Genomic DNA, 15,291 nt, shown 5'->3' with positions numbered 1-15,291 from the left:
CTCCTCTCCCTATTTGGCCAACAGACGGGCAGCCTCTTCCTCGGACATATTCTCCAATCGGCTCAAAATATCTTCCAGTTCCTCCTCCGATTGCTGCGGAACGACTAGTGCCATAATGTCATCGAAATATTTATGAGCCAGGCCCGCAATGCTGATTCCGCCGAGAATATCGACAATAGATACATTGACGCCGCATTTCTTGTTGATTTTATTCCGTATTTCAGCCGCTATGATGGAGTCCACACCTATCAGATTGATAGATTCGTGTAGCGGTATTTCCTCCGGCTTGGCATGAACCGTCTCGGCAATCATCTCGGCAAAATAGTTCATTACTATCGCCAATTTCTGGTCATCCCCATCGGTCCCAGCCAATATTACGAACAAATCGTCCTCTTTCTTTTCTTCCGCTCCGGCTTTGCTTTGCAGGGCCAGGTGGTTGAACAATACCGGCTTGCCCGGATAGTTGGTTAGCGCCAGCGGCCAATCCGCCTCCCCGATGACGGCATGGCACAGATTCTGGCCGAATATCCGCTCCAACGCCTGCATGCCGTTGACGGCATAAATCGGATTCATTCCTCTTTGATATTTATAGTGGTCAATCAAATTCTGTTCCTTGACCATTCCGACTCCCCACGGTCCCCAGCCGAGGCTCAATGCCGGTTGTCCCTTGGCGCGTCGGTAATGAGCCAGCGCATCCAGGAAGGAATTGGCGGCTGCATAGTTGACCTGGCCCACCGCCGTCACCACCGAGCCCGTGGAGGCATACATAATGAAGAAATCCAACTCCCGGGTTCCAAAATATTTATGCAGCAGCCAGGCTCCCTTCACCTTGGTGTCATAGACTTCATCGAATTCCCGCTGCTCCATCCGCATCATCAATTTGTCGCGGACAACGCCGGCGATATGAATTACTCCGGCTACGGGCATCGCTTCTTCGTCTTTTAGCCGTTCCGCAAGTGCCTGGACCGCTTCCTCATCGGTGATATTTAATGATTCTATCCGGACGGTACAGCCTTTTCTTTCAAGCTCATGAACAAATTGAATCTGCTTGTACAGCCTGTGATCCGGTTTGATTTGCTTTCTCCCCGCTTTGACTGGGAACGGTGTACGCCCGATTAGCACAAAATGTCTGGCGCCCTTCTCATACAGCCAATTTACCGTTATTTGTCCAAGCGAGCCCATGGCTCCCGTGATCACATAAAGGCTGCTGTCGGAGAGTTGGACCGGAACGCTGCCGTCCAGATCGTAAATATGTTCCAATCTTGGAACATAGCGGGCTCCGTTCCGGTAAGCGATCTGATCTTCCCGAGAGCGGTTGTCCAGATCGGCTGCAAGCATATCCACGCTTTCGGAACTGTGATCCAAATCTATGGTGGCTCCCCAGCTTCCGATACATTCCGAATGGCCGATAACCCTGCACATCCCGATAGCGGCGCCTTGCAATATATCGACGGTTTCGCCGGGAGTCACCTCCACCGCACCGCGCGTCACCGCCCAGGCGCAAAACTTTATCCCATTCTCGTTCAGCGCATTGATTAAATGACGGATGCTGTTGACGGCCTTCGCTTTGGAAGTCTCAATCTCTGCGACACCCATTTCATCTGTGCTGCAAATATCCAGGCTCCACATATGGACAACACCGTAATCCTTCTCCTTGTCCAAAGTGCACACCCAGTTGTCATAGTCGGCTCTGTCGTTGCTGCTGATACTGCCGCCCTGTGCCACATTTGCCTTGTTATGATAATCGGCGAACAGCAAGGTGCAGGTATTTCCGCGGTCGCGCAGCTTATCGGCAAGCCGCTCCCCTGCGCCCGAAGCGTCGCACAAGATGATCCAGTTGCGGCGGACGGCATCCGTTGTCAGCAACGGCTCGTCCTCTTCCCGCGTCTGCTCCCTCCAATGAATGCTGTAGAACCATTCGTTTAGAGCTTTCTCACTGATCGCTGCTTTCTCTTCGCTTTTTTCCACCGATCTCGCTATAAAGTTATCAACATATACTACCAGCTGGCCGAGCTCATTATAGATGCGGATATCGCCGGCGATGCTTTCCTGTCCAAAAGCGCGCAAGGTGGAATGGGCCAGCAGTTGTCCGGCAGCTTTACCATATACGGTAACCGAATCAATAGTGTCCGGCAGCTTGATATCGGCTTTCCCGTGCAGCCTTACTTCTTCAAACTGGATGGCCAGCAAAGATTGGAAAGCGGCATCCAGTATGACCGGATGCAAAATACTGTCCGTGTCTGCAACTCCTACTTCTTCAGGCAAGCTTAATGCGGCCAAAACCTCATTTTCTTTGATCCATATTTCCTTCAAGCCCTGGAACGACGGCCCGTAATTGAAATGAATCGTCTCCAGCAGCCCATAGCACTCTTCTTTCAGCAGATGTGAATCGGCCACTTGCTTAAAAGCCGCGAAGTCGCTTGCCTGCCGGTCTCTGCGGCTCTGCTTCCGCCTGAAGGCAGCCTGGAAATTCTCGGCGCCGCTTCCCCCTTCTCCGTTGGCGACGCTGCCGATTTTAACAATGCCGCTGCCGGGATCATAGGTGATGGACATGCGTCCGCAGTTGTTTTCGTCCAGAAAGAACGCTTTTTTGAACCGGATGTTATGCAATGCGTAAGCATTCTCTGCGCTTGCCCCGGAATAACTCCTCAGCATCTGAAATGCCGATTCGATGTAATGCGCTCCGGCGAGCAGCACCTGCCCGTTAACACAATGATCTTTAACAAAAGGAAGGATATGGTCATTGACCTCCGTCTCCCATTGGGGAACAAAACTGTCGGTGCGATAGCCGATGAAGACATGCGCTTTCCGCCCCAGCCGCCGATCCATATGCTCTCTTGATTCCTTCCAGAATTTCTCATGCTCCCAGGCATAATGAGGCAGCTTCACGTAACGGAATGCGCCCGAGTAATACGCAGTCCAGTCGATCTCATATCCCGTGCAGTACAGATCCCCAAAGGAGTGAAGCATACGCGGCAGCTCTGGTTCATTTCTTCTGAGCGAAGGCGAAATGACAATTTCCATATCCAATTCATAAGCAAGCTCATTGACGGAGTTGGCCAGCACCGGATGCGGGCCAACTTCGATGAATTTGGTATAGCCCTCCTGCAAAATCGCCTTCATCGCTTTGGCGAAATAGACGGGGCAAGATACGTTCGACCACCAATATTCATTATTCAGTCCCGTTCCGTCGGATGCTTCACCGTCGGCGGTAGTGTACAAAGCAACCTCGCTCTGGCGGGGCTGAATATCCTTCAGCGCTTCCAGCAATTCCTCCTTGATTTCGTTCATAAATACGCTATGATAAGGCACCGTGACCCGCAGGAACTTGTTGAATATGCCTTCCGCGTCCAACTTGCGCTGAATATCGGCAAGGTATTCCATATCTCCCGACAGCGTAATGCTCGTGCTACTGTTAATGGCGGCAATCGACACCTTGTCCGAACAGCCTTCCACTAGGGCGCTTGCCTCCGTCTCGTTCAGACCAACCGCAAGCATCCCGCCTTTGCCGGTCAGTCTCTGTTGAAGCATGCTGCGGTTATACGAAATCTTGACGGCATCCTCAAAGCTGTAAACACCGGCCGCATACAATCCCGCCACTTCACCCACGCTATGCCCGATAATAAGATCCGGCTTGACTCCCATGCTTTTCCACATTTCAAACAACGCTACCTGAACCGTAAAGTTCATCGGCTGGGCAACTTCCGTGAACTGCATTCTGGACTGGGCTTCATCAACCAGAAATTCATCAATCAGCGACCAGCTCAAGTAATTGGAGAACTCGGCATGGCAGCGTTCCACCGTCTTCCGGAACACTGTGTTGGCAGCATACAGCTCCCGCCCCATGGCATACCACTGCGGCCCCATGCCGGTAAAAATGAATGCCAGCCGCTTGTCCGTGCTTTCCGTGCCGGCCACCACATTCTCCGAGCGTCCATCCCGCTCCAACTCGGCAAGCGCCTGAACCATTTCTTCCTTGTTCGTTCCGAACACCGCCAGAGATTTCGAAAACTTCTGGCGTTTATAAACAGCCGTATGACAAATGTCAGCCAGGTTCTCCCCGGTGCTGCTCAGAAATTCACCGTATTTCCGGGCAAGAGAGTGTAGCGAGGCGTCCGATTTGGCCGAAAGGGGCAGCAGCAGCGGCAGCTCTTCGTTGACCAATCCGGTGCGGCTCGTCCGTTCCGGCGCTTCTTGCAAAATCAAATGAGCATTGGTGCCCCCAAATCCGAAGGAGTTGACACCGATAATCGCCGGCTTGCCATCCTCCGGCCAGTGTTTGGTTTCAAGCGGAACGCGCAAATGAAACTTGTCCAGTTCCAGCGCCGGATTCGGTTCTTTCATCCCAATATGTGGGACAATCGTTTTGCGATCCAGAGTAGCGGCCGCTTTAATGACAGAGGCTACTCCGGAAGCCGCTTCCAGATGCCCGATATTGGGCTTGACGGAAGAGATCATGCAGTGATTTCCATCGAATCGGCCGGATCCGAAAAACTCGCCCACCGCTTTCACCTCAATCGGATCGCCAAGAGCCGTTCCCGTTCCATGCAGCTCCACATACTGGACATCCCCGGGGGACAAATCTGCTCTGGCGTACACCTCTTCCAGCAGCGCCTTCTGGGATTCGCCACTTGGCACAGTAATGCCGTTGGTGCGCCCGTCCTGGTTCACCAGACTCTCCCGGATCACGGCATAGATGTAATCACCATCTTCTAACGCCCGGTTCAGAGTCTTCAGAACCAGAATACCGCCGCCTTCTCCTCTTACATAGCCGTCGGCGGATGCGTCAAATGTTTTGCATTTTCCGTCTTCGGACAGGAAGCCGCCCTTGGATTCGGCTACGTAATATTCCGGGGCATAGATCAATTCGATTCCCCCGGCCAGCGCCAAATCGCATTCCCGGTTATGCAGACTTTTGCATGCCTCATGAATGGATACAAGAGAAGAGGAGCAGGCCGTGTCAATGGACAAAGACGGGCCGGTGAAATTGTATATGTATGAGATCCGATTGGACAGCATTGTCATCATGCTGCCTACAGCAGCGTGAGTTCCGATCCCGGAGACATCCGCAAACTGCAATATTTTATAATCCAGGGTGAAGCCGCCAATAAACACACCGGTCTTGGAGCCGCTGAGATCGGCAGGCCGGATGCCTGCATCCTCCAGCGCTTCCCAGACAATTTCGAGCATTTGCCGCTGCTGGGGGTCAATCTGATCTGCTTCCCTTGCATTAATGCCAAAAAATTTGGCATCGAATTCATCGAAACCGTCAATAAACCCGCCCCATTTGGAATGGCTTTTTCCTTTAACCTGCTTATTGCTATGGTAAAACTCCTCCACACTCCACCGGTCCTCCGGAACTTCCGTCACGGCATCGGTGCCGGTTTTTAACAGATTCCAGAATTGTTCAATATTGTTGGAACTCCCCGGAAACCTGCATCCCATGCCAATAATGGCCACCAGCTTATCCTGTTTACTTTCCATACATTCAACTCTCCTTTATTAATAGCTAGAATAGAATAGCTAAGCTGATCAAAACCAATCATTATGTATTTACATAAATGATAGATTTTGGTTTTTTAAATAAAAAATGGACTATACAAATCCATTTCATAACCGATTCACAGTTGTATAATGAAATTCCTCTAATTCCATTAGAGGCCACTAAATAAATACAATATTATCCCTATTATGGATTTTATTAATATTTTTTGCGAAATGAATTAAATCAGAGTGATTGACTAAGATGAGAATGAATAACTAAATGAAAGAGTTCGCCCGAGCAAATGGGTCTTATTCAGATAATCATTCGGACTGAACCAGGAGGAACGGATAGAAAGAGGAGAAAAACCTGTCGTTTTATGTAACATTTTTATTGATTGTGAAATTTTAACTTGTAAAATATACCCAAACTCTCTTTTGCAGTAAATTATCATACTTAACACCAATTTCATATTAAATATGTCACATCTCAAATGTCTAATTGCAATTGCTTGTTGAACCAGATCCATTCTTCTAGTAAATCAAGTATAAACGTGCGAGCCAGTGGCCAATCTTGCCTTTCAATAAAAATAAAAGCTATAAAATAAAAGTATCAGCTATGAATAAAAATAAGCCGGGCAGGCCTATTTGCAGCCCGGAACCGACTTATTTTGATACATTCACTTTTTTCCATTCCATATTTACAATATCATCAATGTTTGTTTCTTTTATTTTCCCGCTTTGACTATGTTCCCTTATTGTACGAACTAATAAACGCAGCAGGTTTCCCAACCCATTTTTCGTTAGTGTGTCTTGTTTAAACGTTAATTGAGCGAAAAGCATTCTCTAACTTACGAAACAGATATGGTTCGAATTTCGTCATTTGGGCAGATTTCTCCGTTACGATAGCAACGGCATAAAAAACGCCCCCACTTTGAACGTGAGATAGCTCGCGGCTATCTGATCCTTGAACCTTCGAAATATTCTTCTTCTGCCGCTCATTATATGATTCAGGCTTGATCTCAATTCTTCTTTCTGTAACCGTCTCTAAATCCATCGTATTTCAGCATGTATTTCAGCCATATTATCATGAAAACCCCAGCCAATTCCTTCTGTCTTTGAGACGGTCGCTTCAATGCGTTCCCCGTATTGATCGAACAATTCTGCCGTTTCATCTTCATTCACTTGGTCAATGATAGCGGCATATACGGACACCATGCTGTTGTAGAAGCGTTCATCAATATCCCCGAAGCTTAAAGTAAAGTCAACACCATTTTCAACGTAAATCAACTTCAACTCTAGGGCGTACCTGGCGCTTCCGGTCAATTTCTCGAATTCCGAAATTGCTTTTTTCGCTTCCTGAAGCCTCAGCTTGCCAAATCCCCGCTCAGGAAAAAAACTTGCTCAACCTTCTTGCGATACTCTTGAAATAGGGACTCTACCGCTTCATCACCAGTATTCTTACCACAAGAAACTTCTTCATATCTTTGCTAGCACCATAACAAGCCTGGACAAGATCGATCAACTGATCATTGTTTAGCCGCTTCAGATGTTTATTTAGAACGGACTTCGTTAGCTTAACAGACTTTTTACTTTCCGGCCGCTTATTTAGTGATTTGGGAATTAGACAGTCCGAGTAAGTACCGTACCTGACATAGGTTTATTTACACTATATTCCCCGCTAGAAGTGTATGTAGGGGCCGGATCTTCGCCCACGGTAATGAATGACAGCTCCTGCGATGGCGTAGCAGAGCACAACTATGGCAATTCCGATGCTATCGATCCCCACATCGATGGCCTGGCCTGTACGATTCACAACAAAGGTCTGATGCCACTCATCGGATATCGCATACATCAATGCGATGGCAGCTCCTCCTGTAACGGAGGACGCACGCTTCCATTTCAGGGCACGCAGGGTTTGAACGGACAGAAACGTCAGTACGGCGAAGATGCTGACATGTGCGCCCTTGCGAATAAAGAATTCGATAAAGTCGTATGGCTGCTGCGAAGTTACAAGCTGACCGTTATAATGAAACTCCACATCAGGCAGGCTTTGCACCAGCTTATCGGGAAGATGAGCCGCCAACGAGGGGCGGAGATCCTGCTCATAGTAGGGCTGCGAGGATTTATAGAAGATAAACGTCATACAGATAATCGTCAGTAGAAGCCAGATCAGAAATTTTTTACGCTGATAAGTCATGTTTGCGAGATCCTCCTGTTGTTTTTCCTTATTCTATCTATTGTTTGTCCAAAAAGAAAGAGACCAGAGTCTTGCATGCTCGGTCTCTAGCTGTTGTTCTGCTGCAGCAGGCTTATGTAAACATCTGCCATACACGCCTGCTAATTATGCCCGCATCCCAGCGATAAAAGACGCTGAGCATGCCAACCAAGCATTCAGCGCCTTGCTGTACTACATTTAAACCTTGCGATTCATTCTGGCGAGTATGGGCAGGATTAGGCCAAGCCCTAACAGGATGAACGGAGTCGCGATGTTTAAGCTTATCTGGAAGTACCATTCGCTCGTGAAGGATTCAACCTTGGGGAACATCCCCATCAAGCAGGCGAAGGCGGTAAATAGGAAGCACCATAGGCCTATGGCAAAGCCGAACGTTTTATTCTTCACAAATTGGTAAGTCGATTTGAACTTGTTCGACATAAGCATCAGCGCCATAAAGGCAGCAAACACCCACAGATAGCGAAGCGGCATTACGATCGAGTTCAGATCAAGCAGCCAATTGAACAAGCTGTTCATATTGCCAATACCTAACGCTGGGACAATGATCAATATACCCACCAGGATGGCTGTCATAATATAGCCATTGACCGGTGTACCGCGCTCATTAATCCTAAGCAGCGACTTCGGTACGTAGGCTTCATCGGAATCCGACAGCAGTACACGCAGCGGTGCATCAATGGAGAAAGCTAGGGCTGATATTTGTGCCAACACGTTGGCGAGCGCGTAGATGATCATGATCCAGTTGCCAAGTCCATAATATTCACCCAGAATCTGAAAGGCATAATATTGCCCGTTCATCTTCAAGTCTGCAGGAATTTCATTGGAATTGAACATGAGTCCCATCGCGTAAGAGCCAAGCAACGCGCAGATCGCAACCATAATCGCTAACGTAAGCATTCCTCGTGGGAACTCCTTCGACGGATTGTACGTGTTGTTTACGTAAGGCGATATTTTCTCCGCGCCGCCCACAGCAAATACGAGCATGGATATCGTTGTAAAATAGGCGAAGTTAAAGTCAGGGATGAACGTCTTAAACGTAATATTCGGGGTTGCCACTTCAATTCCCCGCAACGAAGGCGCGGCAATCGCGAGCACAATGTAGAGAATCGACATCACAAAGACGGACATGCCCGCGATCGTACCAATTCTCCGGAGGGAAGTAACCCCGCGTGAAGCCATCCATAGAAAGATCAAAAATATGACCAAGCATAACGATTGAACTAGAAGAGTGGACAATTCTTTGATAAACATGCCATTTTGTTTCATTGCCCATCCCAATGCGATCAATATCGCCTGCGGCTTCTGCGCCAAATAGGGAACATGAACGACCCAATAGGTCCACGCTGCTAAATAAGCGATCCTGCCGCCCATTGTTTCTTTAATCCAGCTGCTTACCCCGCCCTTGCCATGCCGGAATGTCGAACCTAACTGTCCAACCATCAAGGAGTACGGTACAAAGTACAAAGCAATGATGAGAATCCATGAGGTGATTACGGTAAGCCCTTGGTTGGCGTAATTGTTAACTACATTTCCGAAGCCCCAGACGGAAACAAAAGCCATCAGCGCGACATTATACCATCGCAGCTTCTTTATATCGTTGTCTTCCATATTACTCAATCTCCCCTTCTGTCTTGCGCATGGGTGCATGGATTGGAAGTGCTTCTGATACGGCCTAATTCCTAGTGCTGGCATATTCTAGGCCTACATACTAACTTTAACTTTGCCTGTAATACGCCACTTCATGCATCAGGTAGGGGATTGAGCAAGAGGCTTGCTTCCCTACAGCCGGTCGTAGGTCAAGCAAGCCTCTTGAGTTCTTGGTCACTCTATATTCTTAACCATAAATGAGATCGACCGTCGCAGATTATCCGGCCCTATTACCTAGATAAGGTTTACCTATTTGGACCCTTTAGCGAATTTTCGTCCATTGGAAGCCATCGTTCGAAATACTCATCTCACCTTTATCCCCATAACCAATTAGTTTGGAGCCTGCCTGAATTACTGTCATAGTGTTCGGTATGGACTTAGTCAAGTTAGTTGTTTTCCAATGGACCTGATCAGTCGAAGTCAATACTTTGGAACGAATAACCCCTGGGCTGAACCAATACTGTGCAAAGATCATGTAATTCTTCCCGACTTTGAACATTGGGGAACGTGAATAATTAGCATCCAGTGTTTTTTTAAAACTCTGCACTGTAAAGGTGGTTCCGTTCTTTGAGATCAATCGATTACCAGAACTATCATACAAGGTAATGATGCCGTCAGAGACCGGCTTCTCGAGATCATAGTAATAATTATTTCTTGGGACACCATTAAATACGAAAGAATATTTCAAGTTGGATTTAATACTACCGGACTGCATGGTCCAATTTTTAAGGTCGTTTGAACTATAGATAAGCATTTCCGCATATCTATTCTGAGCTGCATCGACGACAAGTTGATTTCTGGAATTCGGTTTTGACATAGAGTAGAAGGTATATCCTCCACCAAATGCGGAATAAATCGTTCCATTCCAAGTTATAAAGTAGATTTCCGAAGGAATTTCCACCTTTTCATACCAATCCATCCCGTTAGAAGAGGTGAACAATTTGGTCTCGTTATTATAAGTGTGAGCGAGTAAAATATATTGCCCGTTTATGTACTGTACGTTAACAATCGTGTATGGGTTTGAATTATGGTTTGAATTATGGTTTGAATTATCGTTATCTAAGTCAAAGGAAAACCACTCTTTTCCGTCTGTAGACGTATAAGCATGTATGTTGGAATAACGTTGGTCTACATGCATATTAGCCATATAAAATCTGCCTTTGTCATAAAGAATCCGATACATTGCATCGGTGGGAAGGCGGTAAGACACCCAGCTTTTCCCATAATCATTGGTGACGTTCAAATATTTGTATGTCACAACGATGATCGTTCCCTTTTCATCCGCCGCAATCGACACGTAGTCATCCCCTGTTGCGCGATTGAAGGCAACCTGAAATTGCACCGGGTCACCTGTAATATGAATTTCTTTCAGTTCTTCAGCTGCGTTGATTCCGCTTGGCAACATATTCGACAGAATGCAAACGAGCACAAAAATTGCTATATACTTTCTTACCAACCTAACTCCTATTTTTGTATCACTATCCATTTGGCTCACCTATTTGCCCCCATTCTTTAAAATGTTAAATCTAATCATAAGTATAAATTCGACAATTTCCCTGGTTTTTCCTCTAAAATATACAAATAAAAGCCAATCTATTGAAGTTTCATAGATTGGCTTTTATTTATTTATTCCATTCTCATCTTCCCAACATCGCCCCTACACCACCTCCACCTGCGGCACAACGGCCTGATGCAGGGCGATGTCCAGCTCTTCCGTATACTCAGTTCGCTGTTCAGGTGTCCAGCCAAAGATAGAAGTCATAAATTCAATCACCCGCTCTTTCCAATCTCGCACCCACTGAATATTGAAGAAGAGCGCTCCGGTGCGTCGGATGAAGAAGTCAACTGGCTTCACCGTCATTTCCTCCTCGATAGCATAGACAAGTGGGACAAGCACTTCGAGCGGTAGTCCGCTTGCTTCCACTTGCCCACGGCAGCGATCCGCAAGCTGGAAGAGCCGGTCTGCATTGGAGCCGTAATGATGCGCCCAGAATTTAGCGATTTCAGTTTCCAGACCTCGCTGCGCACCTTCTTCTGTTTTCTTCTGAACAAAGTCTGGAAATGCATCGGAACCACCCACGTGCCCGCCCGAGATCGGCAGCTTCTTCGTCATCGCTGGGACGAACGCCTGCCCCTCTTCACGGCTTAGCAACTGCATCACCAGATCAACGATCGTCTCGGCCATCTTGCGATAACCGGTAAGCTTGCCGCCGGCAATCGTAATCAGTCCGGAAGGAGATTGCCAAATCTCATCATGGCGGGAGATTTCCGACGCGCTCTTGCCTTCCTCATAGATGAGCGGACGAACGCCCGCCCAGCTGGATTCGATATCCTCCACACGAAGCTGGACCGTCGGGAACATATAATGAATCGCCGCCATAATGTAGTCGCGATCCTCCTTCGTCATGACAGGCCGGAGCGGGTCCCCCCGGTAGAATGTATCCGTCGTGCCTACATAGGTCTTGCCATCACGTGGAATCGCAAACACCATCCGGCCGTCTGGCGTGTCGAAGTAGATCGCTTGCTTTAGCGGAAATCTAGATTGATCGATAACTAGATGGACTCCTTTTGACAGCTGCAGATGCTTACCCGTCTTGGAATGGTCCTTATCGCGAAGCTCATCAACCCATGGTCCTGCCGCGTTAATGATCTTCCGCGCCCGGTACTCGAATCTCTCCCCATCCAGTTGGTCAATCACTCGCACACCAACGATCTTATCATTCTCATAGATGAAGGAATCCACCTTCATATAATTGATGGCCATCGCCCCTTTGCGAACAGCCTCCTTCATCACCTCAATCGTCAGACGAGCGTCATCGGTGCGGTATTCTACATAATAACCCCCGCCAAGGAGCCCCTCCCGCTTAAGCAGCGGTTCACGGGCCTTCGTCTCTTGCTCCGACAGCATCCGCCGCCGTTCATGATGCTTAACCCCAGCCAGGAAATCATAGATACGAAGTCCGATACCTGTACTGAATCTGCCGAATGATCCGCCACGATGAAGCGGCAGCAGCATCCATTCAGGCGTCGTCACATGCGGACCGTTCTCATAGACGATGGCGCGCTCCTTGCCGACCTCAGACACCGTCTTAATGTCGAATTGCTTCAAATAACGAAGCCCCCCATGCACCAGCTTGGTTGAACGGCTGGACGTACCTGTAGCAAAATCCTGCATTTCGAACACCGCTGTACGAAGTCCTCGCGTCACCGCATCCAGGGCAATCCCCGCCCCGGTAATTCCTCCGCCTACTACTATCAGATCAAGCGGCCCCTGTCCCATCACTTCTGCCATCGATTTACGTCCTGTTGCGGAAAATGCAACTGTCATCCCATTAACCTCCCTCGTCATAAAGACGGTATATTGAAGTGGGTCATTGTAACAAAAAAGCCGCAATAACACTAAAGTCACGGACTCAAGTGCAATTGCGGCTTCTCTATTCTCCAACCGAATTTAAATATTAACTTATTAAAAATTGTAGCATATTCGTGTAGTTATTTAAATACTTTTGTCGCCTCAATTGCTTTGCCCCAACCTGTGTAAAGTTCATCGCGGCGCTCTTCCGACATCGACGGTGTGAAGGTGCGATCGATACTCCACTGCGCCGCGATCTCATCCCGGCTTTCCCAATATCCGACAGCCAGGCCAGCAAGGTACGCCGCACCGAGAGCTGTCGTCTCGAATACCTGTGGACATTCTACCGGCACGCCTAGCATATCGCTCTGGAATTGCATCAGGAAGTTGTTCTGAATCGCCCCGCCGTCGACGCGCAGCGTTGTAAGGCCAATCGAGGAATCCGCCTCCATAGCGTTCAATACATCCTTGCTCTGGTAGGCTAGTGACTCCAGGGTCGCGCGGATGAAATGCTCTTTACTGGTACCCCGCGTCAGACCGAAGATGGCTCCCTTCACCTCGCTGTCCCAGTATGGCGTTCCCAATCCAACAAAGGCTGGAACCACATATACGCCGTCCGTGGAATCTACCCTGCTCGCGTATTGCTCGCTATCCTTTGATTCCTTAAGCATACGCAAGCCGTCACGGAGCCATTGAACCGCGGAGCCCGCCACGAAGACACTGCCTTCCAATGCATATTCCACCTTACCATCGATTCCCCAAGCGATTGTGGTGAGTAGGCCATGTGAGGATTGAACCGCCTGCTCGCCGGTATTCATCAGCATGAAGCATCCAGTGCCATAAGTGTTCTTGGCCATGCCTTGCTGGAAGCATGCTTGCCCGAACAGGGCAGCCTGCTGGTCGCCAGCGACGCCGGCAATCGGAACTTCTTCACCGAAGAAATGATAATTCACCGTGTTGCCATAAACTTCAGAGGACGAACGCACTTCCGGCAACATCTGCTTCGGAATCGTCAACAGCTCCAGCAGCTCATCGTCCCATTTCAATTCATAAATATTGTACATGAGCGTGCGCGAAGCGTTGCTGTAGTCAGTCACATGCACCTTGCCGCCGGTAAGCTTCCAGATCAGCCATGTGTCGATCGTGCCAAACAGCAGTTCACCACGTTCCGCCCTTTCCCGAGCCCCGGGGACATGATCCAGAATCCACTTCACCTTCGTACCGGAGAAATAGGAATCGATCAACAGTCCGGTCTTGGAGCGGAATAATTCCTCGTAGCCTGCAGCCTGCAGCTCATCACAGATAGATTTCGTCTGTCTCGATTGCCATACGATCGCATTGTAAATTGGTCGGCCCGATTCCTTATCCCATACGACGGCTGTCTCACGCTGGTTCGTTATGCCAATCCCGGCGATCTGCGCTGGCTTCACCCCAGATTCGATCAGACAGGTAGCGATAACAGCGAGAATAGTTCCCCAGATCTCCTGAGCATTATGCTCCACCCAACCCGGCTCCGGGAAAATCTGAGTGAATTCCTTCTGAGAGACGTGCACGATCTGACCAGCTTTATCAAATAAAATAGCTCTGGAACTCGTTGTCCCTTGATCAAGAGACAGAATGTATTTTTCCATGCGAATTTCCCCCATTAATAAGTATTATTCAATGAATCGGACATACTGTGACAAGAGTTATAAGGCAATTCTTACACCTTACATCGACACACTTCGTTTTGAGGTTCTACCGGAGAGGAGCAGGGAGAGAAGGAGAATAACGACCGCTATTCCAATCACAATCCATATGGTACCATCCACGCGGCCCAGGAACACATTTTTGTAAAATAACGCTCCGAACGATCCCCCAAGCAGTGGACCTACAACAGGAATCCAGGCGTACCTCCAGTTTGAGCTTCCCTTCCCGGCAATCGGGAGAAGCATATGGGCAATTCTCGGTCCCAGGTCACGCGCCGGATTAATGGCATACCCGGTAGCCCCACCTAACGAGAGTCCGATACTAACAATCAGGAAGCCAACAATAAGCGGATTGAGTCCATCCGTGAACTTATTGGCCCCAATTGCAAGAATGCCAAGGACGAGGACGAAGGTTCCGATGATCTCACTCATCAGATTGGAGAATGGGTGATACACGGCTGGACTTGTCGCGAACACACTTAATTTCGCTCCAGGATCATCCGTTACCTTCCAATGTGGCAAATAATGCAAATACACGATGACTGCACCGACGATGGCGCCCAACATCTGAGCAGCCATATATAAGGGGACGTCAGACCAAGGAAAATTCCCGATGAGCGCAAGCCCTAAAGTAAGGGCGGGGTTCAGATGAGCTCCGCTTATCGTTCCTACGGAATAAGCTGCGATGGCAACAGCTAATCCCCAACCCATCGTGATAACAATCCAGCCTGAATTTGCCGCATACGATCTCTTCAGTGATACCCCTGCACATACGCCACCGCCTAGTGCAACCAGTATCATGGTGCCGATAAACTCTCCCCAAAATGCCGACATAATTTACCCCTCCCATGAGTTATGACTGTTAGAACACAAAGAGACCTACATCA

General features: G+C 48.5%; 8 protein-coding genes. All 8 read right to left on the bottom strand.

Annotated elements, in window-relative coordinates; all coding sequences use genetic code 11:
• Positions 1-9 precede the first annotated feature (9 nt).
• Positions 10-5,484, bottom strand: coding sequence for a type I polyketide synthase (locus ABD014_RS10050; protein ID WP_343860471.1), 5,475 nt, complete (start codon positions 5,482-5,484; stop codon positions 10-12).
• 1,044 nt (positions 5,485-6,528) lie between these two features.
• Complete coding sequence (locus ABD014_RS10045; RefSeq protein WP_343860469.1) at positions 6,529-6,771, bottom strand: hypothetical protein; 243 nt, start codon at positions 6,769-6,771, stop codon at positions 6,529-6,531.
• A 391-nt stretch (positions 6,772-7,162) separates the two neighbouring features.
• Entirely contained in the window at positions 7,163-7,681 is a 519-nt protein-coding gene (locus ABD014_RS10040; protein WP_343860467.1) for a VanZ family protein, read from the bottom strand.
• 216 nt (positions 7,682-7,897) lie between these two features.
• A complete protein-coding gene (locus ABD014_RS10035; protein ID WP_343860465.1) occupies positions 7,898-9,325 on the bottom strand; it encodes an amino acid permease in 1,428 nt (475 codons plus the stop codon).
• Between the two features lie 301 nt (positions 9,326-9,626).
• Positions 9,627-10,859 carry a hypothetical protein gene (locus ABD014_RS10030; protein ID WP_343860463.1) on the bottom strand — a complete coding sequence of 411 codons (1,233 nt, stop codon included), beginning with the start codon at positions 10,857-10,859 and terminating at the stop codon, positions 9,627-9,629.
• A 162-nt stretch (positions 10,860-11,021) separates the two neighbouring features.
• Positions 11,022-12,692 carry a glycerol-3-phosphate dehydrogenase/oxidase gene (locus ABD014_RS10025; protein ID WP_379337312.1) on the bottom strand — a complete coding sequence of 557 codons (1,671 nt, stop codon included), beginning with the start codon at positions 12,690-12,692 and terminating at the stop codon, positions 11,022-11,024.
• A 164-nt stretch (positions 12,693-12,856) separates the two neighbouring features.
• Entirely contained in the window at positions 12,857-14,347 is a 1,491-nt protein-coding gene (gene glpK, locus ABD014_RS10020; protein ID WP_343860461.1) for a glycerol kinase GlpK, read from the bottom strand.
• A 78-nt stretch (positions 14,348-14,425) separates the two neighbouring features.
• Entirely contained in the window at positions 14,426-15,238 is an 813-nt protein-coding gene (locus ABD014_RS10015) for an MIP/aquaporin family protein (RefSeq protein ID WP_343860459.1), read from the bottom strand.
• Between the last annotated feature and the right edge of the window lie 53 nt (positions 15,239-15,291).

Origin of the sequence: Paenibacillus motobuensis, from assembly GCF_039521865.1 — a bacterium.
Lineage (GTDB): Bacteria > Bacillota > Bacilli > Paenibacillales > Paenibacillaceae > Fontibacillus > Fontibacillus motobuensis.
The sequence above is the reverse complement of the archived record's forward strand: the minus strand, read 5'-3'. Positions and strand labels throughout refer to the sequence as shown.